Genomic DNA, 19,385 nt, shown 5'->3' with positions numbered 1-19,385 from the left:
CGGTGCGGTGCGGTGCGGTGCGGTGCGGTGCGGTGCGGTGCGGTTCAGTCGTCGATGGTGCAGATGGTGGTGCCGGCGGTGATGGTCGCGCCCACCTCGGCGGACAGGCCGTGGACGACGCCGGCGCGGTGGGCGTGGAGGGGCTGCTCCATTTTCATGGCTTCGACGACCACGATGACGTCGCCCTCGGCCACGGTGTCGCCGTCGGCGGCGGCCACCTTGACGATGGTGCCCTGCATCGGGGCGGTGAGGGCGGCGGCGCTCGCGGTCGAGGCGGCGGCTGCCTTGGTGCCCGTGCGGCGGGACTTGGGTCGGGCGGGGGCGCCGGCCGGTCCACTCCCGGAGGTCAGGCCGGCCGGGAGGCGCACCTCCAGGCGCTTGCCGCCGACCTCGACCACCACCGTCTCGCGCTCGGGGGCCTCGGGCGCCGGGGTGGCCGCCGCGGTGAAGGCGGGGACGCCGCCCTCCCACTCGGTCTCGATCCAGCGCGTGTGGACGGTGAACGGCTCAGCGGTGAAGGCCGGGTCGCGCACGACGAGGCGGTGGAAGGGCAGGACGGTGGCGATGCCCTCGATGATCGTCTCGTCGAGGACGCGGCGCGCCCGCTCGAGGGCCTCGGCGCGGGTGGCGCCGGTGACAATGATCTTGGCCAGCATCGAGTCGAAGTTGCCGCCGACGACGCTGCCCGTCTCCACGCCCGCGTCGACCCGGACGCCGGGGCCGGAAGGCCAGGTCAGCGCCGTGACCGTGCCGGGTGCCGGGAGGAAGTTGCGGCCGGCGTCCTCGCCGTTGATGCGGAACTCGATGGCGTGACCGCGGGGCTGCGGGTCCTCGGTCAGGGCGAGGGGCTCGCCCGCGGCGATGCGGAACTGCTCGCGCACCAGGTCGAGGCCGGCGGTCTCCTCGCTGACCGGATGCTCCACCTGCAGGCGCGTGTTCACCTCGAGGAACGAGATCGTGCCGTCCTGGCCGACGAGATATTCGACCGTGCCGGCGCCGTGATAGCCGGCGCCGCGGCAGATGGCCTTGGCGCTCTCGTGGATGCGGGCGCGCTGCTCGTCGGTCAGGAAGGGCGCGGGGGCCTCCTCGACGAGCTTCTGGTGGCGGCGCTGCAGGGAACAGTCGCGGGTGCCGACCACGATGACGTTGCCGTGGGTGTCGGCCAGGACCTGCGCCTCGACGTGGCGCGGGCGGTCGAGATAACGCTCCACGAAGCACTCGCCGCGCCCGAACGCCGCGACCGCCTCGCGCGTGGCCGACTCGAACAGGGCGGGGATCTCCTCGAGCGTGCGGGCGACCTTGAGGCCGCGGCCGCCGCCACCGAAGGCCGCCTTGATCGCCACAGGGAGGCCGTGCTCCCGCGCGAAGGCGACGATCTCGTCCGCGTCGGCGGCCGGCTCGGCCGTGCCCGGGACCAGGGGCGCCCCGGCGCGCTGGGCGATGTGCCGGGCCGTGACCTTGTCGCCGAGGTCGCGGATCGCCGCCGGCGTCGGGCCGATCCAGGTCAGGCCGGCGTCGAGCACGGCCTGGGCGAAGTCGGCATTCTCACTGAGGAAGCCGTATCCGGGGTGGACGGCGTCGGCGCCGCTGCGGGCCGCGACGTCGAGCAGCTTGTCGATGCGCAGATAGGTGTCGGCGGCCGTCTCGCCGTCGAGCGCCCACGCCTCGTCGGCCAGACGCGCGGGCGGCGCGTCACGGTCGCTGTCGGCATAGACGGCGACGCTGGTCAGCCCCGCGTCCCGGCAGGCCCGGATGACGCGGACGGCGATCTCACCACGGTTGGCGATCAATACCTTGCGCACGGCCTGAGCTTAACGGCACCCCCCGACAAAAGCGCGCGGACGACCTATGCTGCGCACGAGCGCGCCGACTACGGGGAGCGACATGATCGAGACAAGAGGACTGCGCAAGACGTTCAGCACGAGACAGGGCCGGGAGAAGAAGACCGTCGAGGCCGTACGCGGCGTCGATCTCACCGTCGACGAGGGCGAGATCTTCGGCTTCCTGGGCCCCAACGGCGCCGGCAAGACCACGACGCTGCGGATGCTCGCCACGCTCATCGAGCCGGACGGGGGTGACGCCGTCATCGCGGGCATCGACCTGCGCAGGGACCCCGGCGAGGTGCGGCGCCGCATCGGGTACGTGGCCCAGGGCGGCAGCACCCAGGACGAGTCCATCGCGCGGGAGGAGCTGGTGCTCCAGGCGCGGCTCTACGGCGCGTCGAAGGCGGAGGCGGTCGAGCGCACCGCCCGTACGCTGGAAGCCTTTCAATTGACCGAATTCGCCGACCGCAAGTGCAAGACCTACTCCGGCGGCCAGCGACGGCGGGTCGACATCGCGCTGGGCATCATCCACGAGCCGCGGGTGGTCTTCCTCGACGAGCCGACCACCGGCCTCGACCCGCAGAGCCGCGCCCACATGTGGGAGGAGATCCGCCGCCTGCGCGCCGACGGCATGACGGTGTTCATCACCACGCACTATCTGGAGGAGGCCGACGCGCTCTGCGACCGCGTCTCCATCATGGATCATGGAGACCTGGTCGCCTCCGGTACGCCGGCCGCCCTCAAACGGGAGATCTCCGGCGACGTGGTCACCATCGGAGCGCCGTCGCCCGCGCGCGCCGCCGAGGCCCTGGGCTCGGCCGGCTTCGTGCGCAAGCTGGAGACTCAGGACGACGGCATCCGCCTGTACGTCGACGACGCCGCGACCGCGATCCCGCAGGTGCTCCGGTCGCTCGACGCCGCCGGGGTCGAACTCAGCAAGGTGGAGCTGCACCGCCCGAGCCTGGACGACGTGTTCCTGATCAAGACCGGTCGATCGCTGCGGGAGAGCTGAGCCGTGAAACTGCTGCGCGACACCCATCTGATCTTCTGGCACCAGCTGCGCGCCCTGCTGCGCAACCCGGTGTGGATAGCCGTCGGCGTCTTCCAGCCGGTGATGTATCTGCTGCTCTTCGCGCCGCTGCTCAAGCCCGCCCTCGGGGTGCGGACCAATGCCGAGGCGTACGAGATCTTCGTCCCGGGCCTGCTCGTGCTCCTCGCCATCTTCGGCGGACTGTTCCAGGGCTTCGGGCTCATCGCCGAACTGCGCGCCGGCGTCATCGAGCGGTCCCGCGTCACACCGGTGAGCCGCCTCGCGCTGTTGCTGGGGCGGTCGCTGCGGGACACGGTGTCACTGCTCGCCCAAGCGGTCATCATCACGCTGCTGGCGTTGGTGTTCGACCTGCGGGTGTTCCTGGGCAATCTGCTGCTGGCGTACCTGATGCTGGCGCTGATCTCGCTCATGACGTCGGCCGTGTCGTACGGGGTGGCGCTGGCCGTCAAGACCGAGGACGTCCTGGCGCCGCTGATGAACACGGTCGCCCAGCCTGTGCTGCTGTTGTCCGGGATCCTGTTGCCGCTGACCTTCGCGCCCGGCTGGCTGCAGGGGATCGCGGACTGGAACCCGTTCTCGTGGGCGGTCGACGGGGTGCGGGCGTTGTTCCGGGGCGATCTCGGGGCGCCGGCGGTGTGGCAGGGCTTGCTGATCATGGCTGTGCTGGCGGTGGCGGCTGTGGTGTGGGCTGCTCGGTTGTTCGCTCGCAGTGTGCGCTGATTCCGTGCTCTCGCCGAGTGCGCCGATTCCCTCCTCTACGGAGTGCGCTGGTTTCCTCTCCTTACGGAGTGCGCTGGGCGTCCGATGGGGCGGGGCTGCCGGCGAGGGCTACGCGGGTGGTCTGTGCGCGGCGGGCCACGAGGGCGACGGCGGCCGCGGTCAGGGCGGCAACGGCCAGGGCGAGCAGGGCCGGCGCCGGGCGGGCGGCCACGAGGAGTGCCACGTCGGCGAGGGCGACGAGCATCCACAGGGCCAGGGTCGGCTTGCGTCCGGGTCGGCGGATCATGGGGCACCTCCATCCGTGGTGACCGATCAATACCCCGTGGACGGTCACCCCATGCGGAAGGAGGATCACATCGGTTTGAACCCGTCGTAGATGACCTGAAGATCCTTCTTCGCGGCGTCCCAGTCGTCGGGCGACACGTACCAGTTGATGCTGAACGCCCGCTTCGGCCCGGTGATGAAGTTGCGCTTGACCGCGTGCTGCCGGTTCCCGGTCGACGTCGTGTAGAAAAACTCCCAGTCGGCCGCCGACGTGGCGATCGGGTACTTCACCGCGGCAAGCTTGACCAGCTGATACTGGCTGTAGTCCTTGTGCCGCTCCTGCTCCTGCCAGTCCTTGAGCGCGTCCGGCTTCGGATTGTCCGTCTGCGCGATGATCAGGAGCCGGTTGTCGTACTGGAAGTAGATTTCGCCACCGCCGCGCGGGTCCCCGCTGACGCCCTTCGGGAGCGGCACGGAGAAGCCGGTGCTCGCGCCCCCGTACATCTGCCAGCCCGCCGGCAGCTTGAATCCCGCCGGCGCAGGGCTGCTGGCGGGCGCGCTGCTCACGGGCGCTGCGGCTGCCGCACTCGACGCGGGCGCGGAGCTGCTGCTCTTCTGCCCGCCCGCGGCCGGCTGCTGCTGTTGCGGGGCGGCGCTGGAGACGGGCGCCTTGGCACCCGTACCGGCGGCGTTGTCGTCGTCGTCCCCGAAGAGCTGGGGGATGACAAGAACCAGAAGCAGCAGGAGTACGGCCAGAATCCCGATCCCGATCGCCGTCTGCCGACGCGTCAGCGTGACCCCGAAAACCGTCAACCCGCGCCGCCCGGCCGACGGCTCGCGCAGATTCATCGGCTGCCAGGCCGGCCTGTTCGGCGGCGCCAGCCCCGGCGCCCCCGAGATCGGCCGGGTGGCGTTCGGCAGCTTGCTGGTCGCATTGGGCGCATCATCCCGCCCGCCGAACCCGCCCGCACCCAGCCCCGCCGCCGCGATGTTCCGCCGCGGCGGCCGCGTCCCGGCGATCTTGGTCGTCTTGGCGCCGGAATCGGTGGCCTTGCCGGCGTCCGCCCCGGGGGTCTTGGCGGCGGTGTCGGCCTCGGCCTCAATGCCGGTGGCCTTGGCGGTGTCGGCCCCGGGCTCGGTGCCGGCGGCCTTGGCGCTGCTTCCCGGCCCGGTGCTGGTGCCGGTGGGCTTGCCGCCGGATCCTGACCCGGGGCTCGCGGGCTTCGAGTCGATCCCGGACTCGAGACTGGTGGGCGTGCCAGTGCCAGTGCCAGTGCCGGTGGGCGTGCCAGTGCCAGTGCCGGTGGGCTTGCCGGGGCTGGGCTCGGTGCTGGTGGGCTTGGCGGCCGCGGCCGCGGGCTCAAGGCTCGTGGCGATGGCGCCCGCCGGCTTGCTGCTTACGGGCTCCGCGTCCGGGAGCGTGGAACTCGCGGCAACGGCGGCCGCCGGCTTGCTGCTCGTGGGCTCGATGCTCGCGGACTTGCTCGGGGGCTCGATGCTCGCGGGCTTGGTGGTCGCGGACTCGCTGCTCGTGGACCCGGTGTCCGCCGGCTCGCCGCTCGTCGGCTTGGTGACCGCGGGCGTGTCGCCGGCCTGCACGGCGTCGGTGGACGTGCCGGTGCTGGGCTCGGCGTCGGCGGGCGTGCTGCTTGTCGGCGTGCTTTCCGCCGCAGTGGCCGTCGCCGACGGGCGGCCGGCCTGCTCGGCATCGGTCGGCGTGTCGCTTGCCTGCTTGTCGTCCGTAGCGGCCGCGCTGGTCCCGGCGTCTGCGGATGCGGAGTCGCCCATCTTGTTGTCGGGCGTGCTCTTCGCAGCTGCCGAGGTGTCGACCGATCCGCTGTCTTCGCGCGTGTCGCTGGTCTGACTGCTGTCGGTGGACGCCGGACTTGCGACGCTTCCGGGCTCACCGTCCGCCGTAGCCGCGCCGGCCGAGGAGATGTCCTCGGGCCCGCTGCCGGCTTCAGCATCGGAGGCAGGCACCTCGGCGGCAGCGGGCGTGCCCTTGTCGCTCGCGCCCGCGGCGACATCCGGTGCATCCGCGGTCTCGGAGGACTCGCCGGTCGTAGCTCCCGCGCTGTTTGCCGTGGTCCCGCCGCTTGCGTCGCCGGCCTCGGCTGCGGGCGTGGCTTCCGCCCCGACTCCGGCCGACTTCTCCGGAACGCTCGAAGCCGTCGCCTTCTCGGCCGTCGCCTTCTCGGCCGTCGCTTTCTCGGCCGTTGCCTTCTCGGCCGTCGCCGCGGTGGCGGACGTCGACTCGGCAATCGAGGAAGCAGCACCCGCCGCGACATCGGCTTCGGCGGGAGTGCTTGGGCTGTCGTCCTTCTGGTTCGGCTGCGCCGGGATTGCGCCCTTGGCGTCGTTTTCCGCCGCAGCATCCTCTGCTGCGTCGGCAGTCTCCGCCGGAGCGTTTTCTGTGGCCGTCGCCGGGGCCGCCGAGTTCTCCGGGGCGTTTTCCGTGGCCGTCGCCGAGGTCGCGGGGGCCGTCGGAGGGGCAGAGACCTCGGGGGCCGCCGTGGGGGCGGGCGTCGCAGGCGTGGGGGCCGGCTCGGCGACGGGTGCCGCTGCTTCGGCGGCCGGCGGCTTCTTCGACTTCGCGGAGGTCAGGTCGGTCGTGGTGGCCGCGGCGGGCTTGCGGGAAGCCGGCTGCACCCGCGTCTCGGCTGCCGGGCCGGGCTGGATGCGGGTCTCGGCTGCCGGGTTGGGCTGAACGCGGGTCTCCGCCGCCGGGTTGGGCTGAACGCGGGTCTCCGCCGCCGGGGCGGACTGGACGCGGGTCTCGGCCGCCGGGTTGGGGTGGACGCGGGTCTCGGCTGCCGCGTCGGTTGCGGGGGTGGCCGGGGCGCCGGGCACCGGGAAGTGCGCTCCGGTCCGCTGGCGCAGGGCCGCTGCCACCTCGTCGGCGGTGAACGAGCCCAGGCCGCCGCCCGCCCCGCGCATGGTCGCGTCGAGGGCGGGGTTGTGCGGGGTGTCGGCGGAGGGGCGCTTCGTCCTCTCGGGGCCGATCGGGGGGACCGGCGGCGAGTCGAGGCGGGTGGCGTCGAGCGGGGGCTTGGGGCCGTCGATGCGGGTCGGCGTGTCGGCCGGGCGGGGCGTGCGGCCCACCGCGGCCTTGCCGGGCGCGAAGACCGGACGATCCTGCGGGTGGCCCGGCGCCGGCTGCGGCGTGCCGGCCCGGCCCTGTGCGGGATTGGCGCCGGGGGTCCCCGGACGGTTCGCCCCGGGGGTGACCGGGGGGTTCGCGCCGGGGGTGCCCGGGCGGTTCGGGGCGGGCTGCGCGCCGGGGGTGCCCGGGCGCTGCTGGGCCGGGTTGGCGGGCGTGGCGGCACGGCCCTGGAGCGGGTTGGCCGGGCGGCCCGGAGCCGTGCCGGGAGTCACCGGGGATCGACCCGCGGGCGTGGCACCGGGGCGGCCGGGCGGCGTCGTGCCGGGGGCCCCGGGCTGCGTACCCGGAATGGGGGTGCGGCCCTGCACGGCGGGTGGGCGGCTCTGCGCGGCCGGGGGGAGCTGCTGGCCGGGCTGGCGCCCCTGGGCTGCGGGCGGGTGACCCTGGTCGGCGGGCGGGCGGCCCTGGGTGACGGGCGGGCGCGGGCCGGGGACGACCGGGGCGCTCGCCGAGATGCCGGGGACGATCGGCGGACGCTCGCGGCCCACGCCCGGGCGGCGCATGGTCGGGCTCATCGGGAAGCTGAGCTTCGAACGGCGGCCGGCGGCGCGGAGCAGCAACCGCTCGGCCTCTTCGGCGTTGATGCGGTGCGCGGGGTCCTTGCGCAGCAGGCCGTTGAGGACGGGCTTGAGCGGCCCGGCGTTGCGGGCGGGCGGCGGGTTCTCCGTGGCGAGGGCGGCCAGGGTCGCGATCGCGGACGGGCGGGCGAAGGGCGAGGCGCCTTCCACCGCGGCATAGAGGGTGGCGCCGAGGGACCAGAGGTCCGCGCCGGGGCCGGCCGTGCCGTCACGGGCGCGCTCCGGCGCGATGTAGGCCGGGGAGCCCAGCACCAGACCCGTGCGGGTGACATTGGGGTCGCCGGGCACGGTCGCCAGGCCGAAGTCGGTGAGCACGACGCGGCCGTCCTCGCCGATGAGCACGTTGCCCGGCTTGACGTCGCGGTGGACCACGCCGGCGCGGTGGGCCGCCCCGAGGGCCCCGAGCACGCCCAGGCCGATCTCGGCGGCGCGAACCGGGTTGAACGGCCCGTCGGCGGCCAGGATGTCCTGAAGGGAGCGCGAGGGGACGTACTCCATCACGATCCAGGGGTCGGCGTCCGTGCGCAGGACGTCGAAGACGCGCACCACGTTGATGTTGTTGAGCCGGGCGATCGCCCGCGCCTCGCGCAGGGAGCGCTCGCGCATCTCCTGGCGCTCGTCCGGCGTCAGGCCGGGCGGGGGCACGAGCTCCTTGATCGCGACGTCGCGATGCAGGACGACGTCGGTCGCCCGCCAGACACGACCCATCCCGCCCTGACCGAGCGGCGCGACGAGCCGGTAGCGGTCAGCGACAACGAGCGGGGGGGAAGTAGACATCACGCAGAAAATACCCGGTCCTGTCGAGCGGCTGCGAATCGATCAGCCCTGTGTGGGATGCGTGTCACCGCGTCACGCTGAGTAAGGCCGTACGCTTGATCGATGGATGAGGAACCGCTGGTCAGCGTGGTTCGCGGCGAGCCCGCCCCGGAAGAGCTGGCAGCCCTGGTCATCGCCCTGTCCGGCCGGCAGTCCCGGCCCGCCCCGCAACCGGCCGCCACGCCATGGACAACGAGCGGACGCCCGGGCGCGTCGCCGTCCTCCTGGCGCGCGTCGGGTCTCCCGCACTAGTTATCCACAGGCTCCGCACCGGGAGTCGAAAGGATCTCCTCTTTCTCGCTAGCCTCGAGCCACGGCGGTCATCCGGCCGCCCGGGCAGCGGCGGGAGGTGCGGCAATGACACCGTCAGAGGGTCTTGCGCCCGTGTGGGTGCGCGACCATGCCTCCCTCGGGACCGGTCCTGCCCCGCTCGGCCTCGACCAGGGGTCTGTCGAGGTCGACATCGAGGCGATGGAGGACATCGCCCGGGCGCTGGCGGCGGAGGTCGGGAAGGGCTTCGGCCCCCACCTCGACCACGTGACCGCGGCGATGAGCACTCCGCTGCCCGCGGGCGACGAGGCGTTTCCCGAGCTGCGCAGTTTCCTGCGGCGGCACGGGGCGGCTCAGGTGCGCACGGTTGCCAACGCGGCGGGCTTCGCCCCGGCGACCGTACGCGCGGCCTGGGCGGCACGCGAGGTCAGCGAGCAATATCGGGGCGCCGACGCCTTCGCGAGCGCGCGTGTCGGTGACATCGCCGCTGCTTTTGAGGACGCGTCGGGCGCCGTGGCGGGCGGCGGGTCCTCCGCCCTGGCGAGCGCGGCGCGACTGGCAGCAGCGTTCGCCGACGACGGGCGTCGCGATGGTGTGCGGTCGGCGGGGGCGTTCGCTGACGATGGGCGTGGGGCGGGAGCAGGGCCTGCAGGGGTTTTCGCCGACGATGGGCGCGGCGAGAGTGCGCGGGCGGCGGAAGTGTTGACGCAGGACGGGCATGGCGATGGGCCGCGGTTGGCGGAGGCGTTCGCGGAGGGCGGGCATGGCGATGGGCCGCGGTTGGCGGAGGCGTTCGCGGAGGACGGGCGTGGCGACGGGGCGCGGTTGGCGGAGGCGTTCGCGGAGGACGGGCGTGGCGACGGGGCGTTGGGGCGCTGATGCGGCTCGACGAGGAGATGAGCTACGGCGGGACCGACTGGCAGTCCCGAGATCTCGGGGACGTCTGGTCGGTGCTGCGTGACCAGCAGACCGATCCGCACTTCGGCGTGGTGGCCGGCTGGCGCGACACGGCCGATCTCGTGGCGACGCATCTTCGGCGGGTCAGGACGTACCGGGATCGGTTGGCCGACGTGTGGCCGCCCACCCGAAGTCCGGCAGCGGCCGCCTATCTCCAGCGGCTCGATCGGTTGATCGCCGACCTTCGCGAAACCCATGAGGCCGCCGTGGCCAACTACTCCGCTTTCCACGCCGGCGTGTCGGCGCTGGCCGAGGCGCGGGCGAAGATCGAGCCGCTGTATCGGCAGTGGGTGCAGGCGGCCGGGGCTGTCCCCGCGCCCGGACCAGCGGTGACCCGGTCGCCGGCGACGGGCTCACCCGATCCGGCAGACGCGGCGTCCGTGAGTGGGCTGGGCGCCGGGGCAGGCCCGGGGTCCGGGGGCGGTTCGGCCGGCAGGGCTGTTCCGAGCGTTATCGGGGCGCCGAGCACGCAGCCTGGGGCCGTGGGCCTGGGCGGGGGCCTCGGGTCGGTCGCCGCGGCGGCTGCGGCTTCGGTTGCGGCGGAGCGGGAGCGGCTCAACAGGCAGGCCCGCACCGTCATGTACGGGCTGAGCACCACTCTGATCAGCGCCGAGGCCCAGCTGCGGGTGCCGTCGGCCGACGTGTCCCTGGGCGACGCCGAGTCCGCCGGTGGTGGGGCGGGCGCGGCTGTTCCGGTTGCTGCAGATGCTTCGGGGCGGGGCGGCGGTGACTTCGGGCTCGGAGCCGCGGGCTTGGCGGGCAGTGCGGCGCCGGGCGCTGGGAGTCCGGGTGTGGCTGGTGGCTCGGATGGGTGGCCCGGCGCGGGTGGGACCGGCGTCGGGCAGGGCGGGACATTGCCGGGAGCGGCGGGGGCGGCGGCGAGCCCGATCGCCCGGCCTGGGGCGTCCCGACCGTCTGGTCAGCTGGGAGCTTTCTGGCCGGGCGGGACAGGGCTACCCGGGCAGCCCGGCATGTCGGGATCGCTCGGGCGGCGCGGCGGGGCAGGGGCGTTCGGTCAGCCTGGGCTGCCGGGGCCGGGGATGCCGGGCGGCCGGGGGCCGGGCGCGGGGCTGCCGGGAGTGCCGGACACCCCGGTCAGCCGGGGGCCGGGCGTGGGCACGCCGGGTGGGCCGGGCGCTGGGACGCCGCGGGAGCCGGGTGGGCCGGGCGCGGGGACGCCGCGGGAGCCGGGCGGGCCGGGGAGGGCGGTGCCGGGGCGGTCGGTGCTGCCTTCCGGGTATGTCGTCGGGGGGAGTTCGGGGAGTGGCGGGGCGGAGCATGTGCCGTTGCTGGCCCAAGGACGGCCCGCGGCGGGGACTCGGGCGGAGGAGCTTCGGCGGCCGGCGGGGTGGAGGCCTGGTGAGGAGGTGTGGGCGGTTCGGGAGGGAGGGCCGGCTGTCATTCGGCCGCCGGTGGCCGGGCCCTTCGACCCCGGGCCGGTGATCGGGCTAGCGTAGGCGGCTGTGACGCATGCTTCCGGCTACCGGCTCGTTCTCGCTTCTGCCAGCCCGGCGCGGCTGGGCCTGCTGCGGGCGGCGGGGTTTGATCCTGCCGTGCAGGTCAGCGGGGTCGACGAGTCGGTGGTGGTGACGTCCGACCCGGCCGAGTTGAGTCTCACGCTGGCGCGGATGAAGGCGGAGGCCGTCGCGGCGAGCCTGCCGGTGGAGGCGGGCGTGCTGGTGCTGGGGTGCGACTCGGTGCTGGCCTTCGACGGCGAGATCCTCGGGAAGCCGCGTGACGCCGACGAGGCGGTTCGGCGGTGGCGGGCGATGCGGGGCCGGTCGGGCGTGCTCCACACGGGGCATCACCTGATCGAGTTGGCGCCGGCCCCGGCGGCCGGCAGCCTGGTCGCGGGCACGAGCGCAGGGACGGGCAGGGCGGTCCAAGGCGACCTGGCGACGGGGCGGGCGGTCGGGGAGAGCGCCGGGACTGTTGTGCATTTCGCCGACGTCAGCGATGAGGAGATCGCGGCTTATGTGGCTTCGGGGGAGCCGCTTCATGTGGCCGGGTCGTTCACCATCGACGGACTGGGCGGGGCCTTCGTCGAGCGGATCGAGGGGGATCACGGCAATGTGGTGGGGCTTTCGCTGCCGCTGCTGCGGCGCTTGTTGCGGACGTTCGGGGTGAGCGTGGCCCAGCTCTGGAAGCAGTGACGCGCGCGGGCCGAAGCGGCGGAAACAGCCGGTGCACATGCTCATCGGCTACGCTCCCGGGCTGTGTCGATCGACTCGCTGCCTGACCTCTGGGACACGCTGATGAGCGCCCAGCCCGATCCGCCCGGTGTGCTCGTGCTGGTCACGGCCGTGATCGGGTTCGTGGCGGTCGCCTTCCGGCCGGTGTGGCGGATCGCGCGCAACGCCGTGACCATCGCGCACGAGGGCGGGCATGCCCTGGTGGCGCTGCTGACCGGGCGGAAGCTGCGGGGCATCCGGCTCGAGTTCGACACGTCCGGGCTGACGCTGTCGGCGGGACGGCCGACCGGGCCCGGGATGATGTTCACGCTGCTCGCGGGCTACATCGCGCCGTCGCTGGTGGGGCTCGGCGGGGCGTGGCTGCTCGGCGGGAACAGGATCACGCTGCTGCTCTGGCTCGCCGTCGTGTTGCTGCTGCTGATGCTCATCAACATCCGCAACCTGTTCGGGGTGCTGTCGCTGGTGGTCACGGGGGCGATCGTGCTCGCCGTCTCCTGGTACGCGTCGCCGCAGGTGCAGGCGATCTTCGCGTACGCCTCGGTGTGGTTCTTGCTCTTCGGCGGCGTGCGCCCGGTCTTCGAGCTGCAGAAGCTGCGCAGCCGCGGCCGGATGCCCGAGTCGGACGCCGATCAGCTGGCCGGCGTGACCCGGGTGCCCGCGCTCTTCTGGGTCGGCGTCTTCCTCGTCGTCGACCTCGCCGCCCTGGTCGTGGGCGCCTTCCTGCTCGCCGGCCAATGGCTTCCGGAGCTCAGCGCCACGTGACGGGCAGGCCGAAACCCGGAGGCCGGCCAATGGCTCCCGGAGCTCGGCACCACGTGACGGGCAGGCCGAAGGCCCGGAGGCCGGCCAATGGCTCCCGGAGCTCGGCACCACGTGACGGGTAAGCCGAAACCCGGGGGTATGCCAATGGCTTCCGGCAGCTCGGCACCACGTGACGGGCAAGCCGAAGACCCGGAGGCAACGGGAGGGTCAGAGCGGAATGTTGCCGTGCTTCTTCGGCGGCAGCGTCTCCCGCTTGGTCCGCAACGTCCGCAGCGCCCGGGTCACCTGCGCCCGCGTCTGGGACGGGGCGATCACCGCGTCGACGTAGCCACGTTCGGCGGCGATGTACGGATTCGCGAGCGTGTCTTCGTACTCCTGGATCAGTGAGGTGCGCAGCGCCGCCGGGTCGTCGGCTGCGGCCAGCTCGCCCCGGTAGAGGATGTTGACCGCGCCCTGGGCGCCCATGACCGCGATCTGCGCGGTGGGCCACGCGAAGTTCATGTCCGCGCCCAGGTGCTTGGAGCCCATCACGTCATAGGCACCCCCGTACGCCTTCCGCGTGATCACCGTCACCTTGGGCACGGTCGCTTCGGCGTACGCGTAGATGAGCTTGGCCCCGCGCCGGATGATCCCGTCCCATTCCTGGCCGGTGCCGGGCAGGAAGCCGGGCACGTCGACGAAGGTCAGCACCGGAATGTTGAAGGCGTCGCAGGTGCGGACGAACCGCGCTGCCTTCTCGGACGCGGCGATGTCCAGGGTGCCCGCGAAGTGCATCGGCTGGTTGGCGACGACCCCGACCGGCCGGCCCTCGACGCGTCCGAAACCGATCACGATGTTCGGGGCGTAGAGGGGCTGGACCTCCAGGAAGTCGTCGACCACGGCCTCGACGACCGTGTGGATGTCGTACGGCTGGTTCGCGGAGTCCGGGATCAGGGTGTCGAGGGCGAGATCCGTGTCGCCGGGCTCGAGGTCCGCGGCGAAGGAGGAGCCGTCGGGCTCGTCGAGGTTGTTGCTCGGCAGGTACGTGAGGAGCGCGCGCACGTAGTCGATGGCGTCCTCCTCGTCCGACGCCAGGTAGTGCGCGTTGCCGCTGCGGGTGTTGTGCGTGCGGGCGCCGCCCAGCTCCTCCATCCCGACGTCCTCGCCGGTGACCGTGCGGATGACGTCGGGACCGGTGATGAACATGTGCGACGTCTGGTCGACCATGACCGTGAAGTCGGTGATGGCCGGCGAGTAGACGGCGCCGCCCGCGCACGGGCCCATGATCAGTGAGATCTGCGGGATGACGCCGCTGGCGCGTACGTTGCGGAAGAAGATGTCGGCGTAGAGCCCCAGCGCGACCACGCCCTCCTGGATGCGCGCGCCGCCGGAGTCGTTGATGCCGATGATCGGGCAGCCGATCTTCATGGCGAGGTCGAGCACCTTGACGATCTTCTCGCCGAAGACCTCGCCCAGCGACCCGCCGAACACCGTGAAGTCCTGCGAGAACACGCACACCTGACGGCCGTCGATCGTGCCGTGGCCGGTGACGACCCCGTCCCCGTACGGCCGGTTGCGCTCGAGCCCGAAATTGGTCGACCGGTGCCGCGCCAGCCCGTCGAGCTCCACGAAGGAGCCCTCGTCGAGCAGCATCTCGATCCGCTCGCGCGCCGTTCTCTTGCCGCGGGCGTGCTGCTTCTCCACGGCCCGCTCGGAACCGGCGTGCACGGCCTCCTCGATGCGCCGATCGAGATCGGCCAGTTTGCCGGCCGTGGTGTGAAGGTGCTCCCCTGCGCTCACCGGATGATCGTATCGAGCGGCGGGCACCGATGCGCCCCGGAGCGCAAGGGGCCGAACGTTTCGTTCCTATTGCACCATTCGTTACATCCCCCGTGACGACATGGATGACCCCCGTCGGCGTGGCCTTGATCGTCGGTGGCATCACCACGCTCATCGTTTTCCGCAGGTTCCTGTTCGAGGCGTCCGGCCCCGAGCGCCGTCGCGGCACCACCGAGCGTGGCCGGCAGCGCCGCGACAGCCGCCGGGCCCCGGCCGACCCGGGCCCGCGTAGCCGCCGCCGCGGCGCCACCCGCTCCCGCCGCGACAGCGCCACCCCGCCGCCGCCCGAGCGCGCCGCTTCAGCGTCGGCGGAACGCGCACTGCCACCGCCGCCCGAGCGCGCCGCGTCAGCGTCGCCGGAACGCGCACTGCCGCCGCCGGCCAAGCCCGCCGCGTCGGCGCCGACGGTGCGGGGGGCAACCCCGCCCCAGGTCACCAGGATGGCCGAGGTGAACAAGCAGATGCGCCCGCTCGACGCCGCCCCCGCACGCCTGCCGGACCTCGACACGCTGCACGCCCCGGGCCGCATCGTCCGCGAGCGCCTCAACGTCGAGCGCAGCACCGGCAGCCGGGTCGAGCGCACCGCCGAGAGCCGGGAGCGCTGGCCGCTGCTGAACACCCGCTCCGAAGCGGACAGTGCGGCGGCCGGCCGCCCCTGGCGCCCCGAGGAGGGTCAGGCCGCGCCGAAGCAGGACCAGCCCGCCCGGTACGGCGACCGCGTCGACGGCTGGGTCCGCCCCGAGTACCGCGACGAGCCGGCGACCGGTGACTACTGGATGCCCGCACCGGACGCGGGCTACGGCTGGCCCGTCCCCGTGGAACGCCTCCCGCAGGTCCCCCCGCCCGTCGCCCCGGCGCGCGCAGAGGCCGAGTCGGAACCGACCGCGATCGTGCCGCAGTGGCCCCCGCTGCCGCAGCGGCCGGCGCCCGGCGCCTCGGAATGGCGTCCCCGTCCGACCGAGCCGATGTCGCCGCTCCCCGTACGCACACCGGCCCAGCCGCCGCCCGAGATGGGCCCGGTGGCCGGCCGCGCGGAGAGCGTGGAGGGGCCGATCTGGACGGTGCCCGACCTGCCCGAGGCCGCCCTGCCCGACCTGAGCTGGGCGCCGCACCGGGACGAGAACCCGCGCCGCCAGCTCACCATGCGCCGCCAGCGCGCGGGGGAGCCCCGCCCGGCGCCGGCGAAGCAGGAGCGCCCCCGGCCGCGCCCGAGCCCCCGCCCGCGCCCCGGCGCCGACCCGGCGGACCCGGCCGACCCGCGCAGCACGGTCTACCGCAGCCGCCACGCGGCCGAGCCGACCTGAGAGGCCGCCCCCGCGGCCGAGCCGGCCTGGGAAATGCCCAGCTAGGGTGTGGTGATGTCGTCCTCGCCGTACACGGATCTCACCCGGCCGCCGCTGGCAGCCCGCTCGCTCCAGCGTGCGCTGGTCGTGCCGGGCGGCTTCTGGCGGCGGCTCGACGTCGTGGGCGAGACCGGCTCGACCAACGCCGACGTGGCCGAGGCCGCGCGCGGGGGCGCCGGCGAGGGCCTGGTCGTGGTCGCCGAGCAGCAGGTGGCCGGGCGCGGCCGGCGGGACAGGCAGTGGCTGTCGCCGCCGCGGGCCGGTCTGACGCTGAGCGTGCTGCTGCGCCCCGGGGTCGCGGACCCGGAGCGCGACTGGCCGGCCGTGCCGCAGCGGGCCTGGGGCTGGCTGCCCCTGCTGGCCGGGGTCGCCCTGCTGGAGGCCGTGCGCCGCATCGCCGAGGTCGAGGCCGCCCTGAAGTGGCCCAACGACCTGCTGGTGCGCCCTGCGGACGAGTCCGGACAGGGCGGGTACGGCAAGACCGCCGGCATCCTCGCCGAGGTCAGCGGCGAGGCGGTCGTCGTCGGCATCGGCCTCAACGTGTCCACCAAGGCGGGCGAGCTGCCGCCGACCAACGGCCTCCCCGCCACCTCGCTCTTCGAGTCCGGTGCCACGAGCATCGACCGGGACCCGCTGCTGCGCGCGCTGCTGCGGAGCTTCGACCGGTGGTACGGCGGCTGGCGCGAGGCGGGCGGCGACGCGGAGATGTGCGGGCTGCTCACGGCGTACCGGCGGGACTGCGCCACGCTGGGCCGGCACGTGCGTGTGCTGTTGCCCGCGGGCGGCGAACTGACCGGCGAGGTCACCGATGTGGACCGTGAGGGGCAGCTGGTCATCCGTACCGATGAAGGCTCTGAGCGTCGCGTCTCCGCGGGTGACGTCCTGCACGTACGCTGACGGCGTGCCCTTCCCCGAGGACGTCCTGACCGACGAGGAGGAGGTCGTCCTCCACCTCCACCCGCACGCCAAGGCGGCGGTGTGGCCGAGCACCGTGCTGCTCGCGACCCTGGCCGTCTTCATCCTGGCCTGGGTGATGCTGCCCCGGACGACCGGCGGCCTCATCGGGGTCTGCGTGGTCGGCGCGATCACGTTCTGGGTGGCCGTGCGCCGCGGCGTCTGGCCGCTGCTGGTGTGGCGGACCACGCACTACGTCTTCACGGACGAGCGGATCCTGCTGCAGGACGGCGTGGTGGCCAGGGAGCGGCGGGACCTGCCGCTCAACCGGGTCAACGATCACGTCACCCACCAGTCGCTGCTGGACCGGGCGCTGGGTTGCGGCACCCTCACCGTCGACTCGATCGGTGAGCAGTCGGCGGTGCTGGCGTCGGTGCCGCACGTGCACCAGGTGCAGACGACGCTTTACGAGCTCATCGAGACCGACCGCGAGCTGCGGCCGGACGACGACGATGAGGACCCGGAGCCCGAGCCCGAGGTGCGGGTCAGACAGCGCGGCGCTGCGCGTCGATCTCCTTCGCGATCTCCGCGTCCAGGTGGTCGTCCGCCTCGGCGCTGAGCTCGGCCAGCCCGGCGGCGACGTCCATCTCCGCGACCGCGGCCTCGTGCCCGTCGACCGGGGGCTTGAGGAAGACGAACGTCCGGTAGGCCCAGAACCGGAAGACCGTGGCGACCACGATGCCGACCAGGGTGACGCCCATGAACAGGACGGCGTCCTTCTCCTCGGAGAGCCCGAAGCCGTACTTGCCGATCGTCACGGCACCCGACTGGATGACCATGCCGACCAGGTTGAAGCCGAAGAACAGCGTGTACTCCCGGCGGAGCGCGCTGCGGGTGTGATTGCGGTACGTCCAGTAGCGGTTGGCGAGGTAGGCCAGCGTGGTGGTCACGACCGTCGCCACGATGCTGGCCTTGACGGCACCGATGGGCAGCAGGGCCCAGGTGATCGCCATGTAGAGCAGCGTGTTGGCGGCGCCGATCGCGCCGAACGCGAGGGCTTCGGGAGCCAGGCGGCGCAGACGTTCCGACAGCGGGCGGGCTGAGGGCATTGGGCAACCTTACGGGGGGAAGGGCGCGGACGAGGAATCGAGCCGGGGGGCGCGATCGACGTCACATGCGCGGGACAGCCCGGGGCGCTGACGCGTGCGGGGGCTGCTGCGGTGCCGCCTCACCGGCCGGCGGGGCCGGGTCCTCGGGTGCGGCCGGCGGTGCCGGCTCGGCGCCCGGGTGCTCGCCGAACACGAAGCGGCGGTAGGACCAGAAACGGAAGAGGGTGCCCATCGCGGTGCCGACCAGCTGGCCGGAGATGTTGTCCGCGAGCGGGGTCTGGAACTCCGGCCAGATCGACCCGAGCCCGTAGTGACTGATCGCGAGGCAGGCCAGCCCGATGCCGAGACCGACGCCGTTGAGCAGGAAGAACAACGTGTATTGCCGGGCCATGTTGCTGTGCGAGCGGTGCCGCCAGGTCCAGAACCTGTTGCCCGCGAAGGCCACCGTGGTGGCGATCAGGGTGGATCCGGTCTTGGCGAGCAGGGACTCCGCCCCGGCCTGCAGGAACACGTTGAAGAGCACGAGGTCGATGGCGAACGCGATGCCGCCGACGGTGCCGAACTTGCCGACCTCGCGCACCAGGGCCCCGAAGCGTGCCCGCAGCGCGGGCATGATCGTGGCAGCAGGCACGTCCCCGAGCGTACCGGGGTGGGTCACGTACCGCTGTTTTCGTTCGCGACTCTTAATCTGCGGGGCTCGCGGGCTGCCGCTGCCGGTACGCACGGTGACTCCCCTGGTCGATCTCAGTCACCTCGGCGAGCTGGGTGCGGCAGGCGGCGCACCACGACAGGTGCGACTCCAGGCGTACGGAATCCCGCTGCGCGAGCCGTCCGCGCACCCGGCCGCCGAGGTGCTCGCCGGCCCAGCGGCACTCGGGCGTGTCCGCCGCCGCGACGTGCTGCTGGAGATAGAGCCGGCGCAGCCCCTCGCGCGCCCGGTGGGCGAGGACGGCGACCGCGTTCGGGGTCAGGCCCAGCTGCGGGGCGACCTCCGCGGGGCTGGCGCCCTCCACCTCGGTGCGCCACAGCACGTCGCGCCACCTGTCCGGCAGGGCCCGGAAGGCCTGGGCGGCGTAGGTGCGCTCGAGCCGGTCCAGGGCCGGGTCGAGGAAGGGCTGCCCCGAGTCGTACCTGGTCAGGTCGTCGGTGAACTCGAGCCGCCGGTCGCGCCGGGCGCGATGGTAGGAGACGTGGCGAAGGGTCGTGTTCACGTAGGCACGGAACGCCACGAGCGGCCCCCGCCCGGCACGCAGGGTGGCGAAGACCTTGGCGAACGTCTCGGCGACCAGGTCGTCGGCGTCCGCGGGGTCGTGGACGAGGGCGCGGGCCAGCGTGCGGGCGGCGGCCCTGTGCCGTTCGTAGAGAACGCCGTAGGCGGCGGTGTCCCCGGCCCGCACGGCCGCGAGCAACGCGGTGTCACTGTCTGAGGTCATTCCGCCTCCTGGCGCGAGGAGTGGGAGCAAAGACCAGCTTAAGGCGTTTTGTCCATTTTGTGAAAGTGGGAGCGCTCCCTGCGCGGTCCTGCGCCAAACCGCGAAGAATCGATCGTCAGCGAGCAGGCCGACCGAAGAATGTGGGGTAATGCATCGCCACGGCCGATGAAATGACGGTCGACGGCCCTAGGC

At 73.3% G+C, this 19,385-nt stretch carries 16 protein-coding genes and 1 pseudogene; 9 read left to right on the top strand and 8 right to left on the bottom strand.

Features of this window, described 5'->3' with window-relative positions:
• Nucleotides 1-44: 44 nt before the first annotated feature.
• Nucleotides 45-1,802 (bottom strand): acetyl/propionyl/methylcrotonyl-CoA carboxylase subunit alpha, encoded by a 1,758-nt coding sequence (locus tag RBH18_RS03165; protein ID WP_306204327.1) that lies wholly within the window; start codon nt 1,800-1,802, stop codon nt 45-47.
• Between the two features lie 82 nt (nt 1,803-1,884).
• Between RBH18_RS03165 and RBH18_RS03160 the strand changes: the two genes are divergently transcribed.
• Nucleotides 1,885-2,835, top strand: coding sequence for an ATP-binding cassette domain-containing protein (locus tag RBH18_RS03160; protein WP_306204326.1), 951 nt, complete (start codon nt 1,885-1,887; stop codon nt 2,833-2,835).
• A 3-nt stretch (nt 2,836-2,838) separates the two neighbouring features.
• A complete protein-coding gene (locus tag RBH18_RS03155) occupies nt 2,839-3,594 on the top strand; it encodes an ABC transporter permease (protein WP_306204325.1) in 756 nt (251 codons plus the stop codon).
• A 61-nt stretch (nt 3,595-3,655) separates the two neighbouring features.
• On the opposite strand, the gene RBH18_RS03150 is transcribed toward RBH18_RS03155, so the two are convergent.
• The 3 genes and pseudogenes from RBH18_RS03150 to RBH18_RS44235 all read right to left on the bottom strand — a co-directional run.
• Nucleotides 3,656-3,880, bottom strand: coding sequence for a hypothetical protein (locus RBH18_RS03150; protein WP_306204324.1), 225 nt, complete (start codon nt 3,878-3,880; stop codon nt 3,656-3,658).
• Between the two features lie 65 nt (nt 3,881-3,945).
• Nucleotides 3,946-7,233: a hypothetical protein gene (locus RBH18_RS03145; protein ID WP_456237624.1), complete on the bottom strand. Its 3,288-nt coding sequence runs from the start codon at nt 7,231-7,233 to the stop codon at nt 3,946-3,948.
• A gap of 91 nt (nt 7,234-7,324) precedes the next feature.
• Nucleotides 7,325-8,376, bottom strand: a pseudogene (locus RBH18_RS44235) (serine/threonine-protein kinase); the annotation flags it as partial.
• A gap of 102 nt (nt 8,377-8,478) precedes the next feature.
• Here RBH18_RS44235 and RBH18_RS03140 point away from each other — a divergent pair.
• From RBH18_RS03140 to RBH18_RS03125, 4 genes are all read left to right on the top strand, one after another.
• Nucleotides 8,479-8,667: an acyl-CoA carboxylase subunit epsilon gene (locus tag RBH18_RS03140; RefSeq protein ID WP_306204322.1), complete on the top strand. Its 189-nt coding sequence runs from the start codon at nt 8,479-8,481 to the stop codon at nt 8,665-8,667.
• A gap of 132 nt (nt 8,668-8,799) precedes the next feature.
• A complete protein-coding gene (locus RBH18_RS03135) occupies nt 8,800-9,564 on the top strand; it encodes a hypothetical protein (protein WP_306204321.1) in 765 nt (254 codons plus the stop codon).
• Between the two features lie 1,541 nt (nt 9,565-11,105).
• Nucleotides 11,106-11,795, top strand: a complete 690-nt coding sequence (locus RBH18_RS03130; protein WP_306204320.1) for a Maf family protein — start codon at nt 11,106-11,108, stop codon at nt 11,793-11,795.
• A 102-nt stretch (nt 11,796-11,897) separates the two neighbouring features.
• Nucleotides 11,898-12,596: a M50 family metallopeptidase gene (locus RBH18_RS03125; RefSeq protein ID WP_306204336.1), complete on the top strand. Its 699-nt coding sequence runs from the start codon at nt 11,898-11,900 to the stop codon at nt 12,594-12,596.
• A gap of 207 nt (nt 12,597-12,803) precedes the next feature.
• Here the strand turns inward: RBH18_RS03125 and RBH18_RS03120 are convergent, their stop codons facing one another.
• Nucleotides 12,804-14,375: an acyl-CoA carboxylase subunit beta gene (locus RBH18_RS03120; RefSeq protein ID WP_306204319.1), complete on the bottom strand. Its 1,572-nt coding sequence runs from the start codon at nt 14,373-14,375 to the stop codon at nt 12,804-12,806.
• A gap of 92 nt (nt 14,376-14,467) precedes the next feature.
• Here RBH18_RS03120 and RBH18_RS03115 point away from each other — a divergent pair, with 92 nt between their 5' ends.
• From RBH18_RS03115 to RBH18_RS03105, 3 genes are read left to right on the top strand one after another with little or no spacing between them, the layout of a single operon-like run.
• Nucleotides 14,468-15,718 (top strand): hypothetical protein, encoded by a 1,251-nt coding sequence (locus tag RBH18_RS03115; protein WP_306204318.1) that lies wholly within the window; start codon nt 14,468-14,470, stop codon nt 15,716-15,718.
• Nucleotides 15,719-15,772: 54 nt separating this feature from the next.
• Nucleotides 15,773-16,654, top strand: coding sequence for a biotin--[acetyl-CoA-carboxylase] ligase (locus RBH18_RS03110; protein WP_306204317.1), 882 nt, complete (start codon nt 15,773-15,775; stop codon nt 16,652-16,654).
• A 4-nt stretch (nt 16,655-16,658) separates the two neighbouring features.
• The gene (locus RBH18_RS03105) at nt 16,659-17,270 is read left to right on the top strand and encodes a PH domain-containing protein (protein ID WP_306204316.1); all 612 of its coding nucleotides are present in this window, start codon (nt 16,659-16,661) and stop codon (nt 17,268-17,270) included.
• On the opposite strand, the gene RBH18_RS03100 is transcribed toward RBH18_RS03105, so the two are convergent.
• From RBH18_RS03100 to RBH18_RS03090, 3 genes are all read right to left on the bottom strand, one after another.
• Complete coding sequence (locus RBH18_RS03100; RefSeq protein WP_306204315.1) at nt 17,197-17,760, bottom strand: GtrA family protein; 564 nt, start codon at nt 17,758-17,760, stop codon at nt 17,197-17,199. The two genes, RBH18_RS03105 and RBH18_RS03100, sit on opposite strands and share 74 nt — an antisense overlap.
• 61 nt (nt 17,761-17,821) lie before the next feature.
• Nucleotides 17,822-18,418 carry a GtrA family protein gene (locus RBH18_RS03095; protein ID WP_372338847.1) on the bottom strand — a complete coding sequence of 199 codons (597 nt, stop codon included), beginning with the start codon at nt 18,416-18,418 and terminating at the stop codon, nt 17,822-17,824.
• Between the two features lie 25 nt (nt 18,419-18,443).
• Entirely contained in the window at nt 18,444-19,193 is a 750-nt protein-coding gene (locus tag RBH18_RS03090; RefSeq protein ID WP_306204314.1) for a sigma-70 family RNA polymerase sigma factor, read from the bottom strand.
• Between the last annotated feature and the right edge of the window lie 192 nt (nt 19,194-19,385).

The sequence above is a fragment of the Actinoplanes oryzae genome, from assembly GCF_030757795.1.
Taxonomy (GTDB): domain Bacteria; phylum Actinomycetota; class Actinomycetes; order Mycobacteriales; family Micromonosporaceae; genus Actinoplanes.
Note: the sequence above shows the minus strand (reverse complement) of the source record. Positions and strands in the feature narration are given on the sequence as shown.

Coding starts and splice junctions, on each gene's coding strand:
- RBH18_RS03160 (WP_306204326.1), top strand. CDS start 1,885: ATGATCGAGACAAGAGGACTGCGCAAGACGTTCAGCACGAGACAGGGC.
- RBH18_RS03150 (WP_306204324.1), bottom strand. CDS start 3,880: ATGATCCGCCGACCCGGACGCAAGCCGACCCTGGCCCTGTGGATGCTC.
- RBH18_RS03140 (WP_306204322.1), top strand. CDS start 8,479: ATGGATGAGGAACCGCTGGTCAGCGTGGTTCGCGGCGAGCCCGCCCCG.
- RBH18_RS03125 (WP_306204336.1), top strand. CDS start 11,898: ATGAGCGCCCAGCCCGATCCGCCCGGTGTGCTCGTGCTGGTCACGGCC.
- RBH18_RS03110 (WP_306204317.1), top strand. CDS start 15,773: ATGTCGTCCTCGCCGTACACGGATCTCACCCGGCCGCCGCTGGCAGCC.
- RBH18_RS03100 (WP_306204315.1), bottom strand. CDS start 17,760: ATGCCCTCAGCCCGCCCGCTGTCGGAACGTCTGCGCCGCCTGGCTCCC.
- RBH18_RS03090 (WP_306204314.1), bottom strand. CDS start 19,193: ATGACCTCAGACAGTGACACCGCGTTGCTCGCGGCCGTGCGGGCCGGG.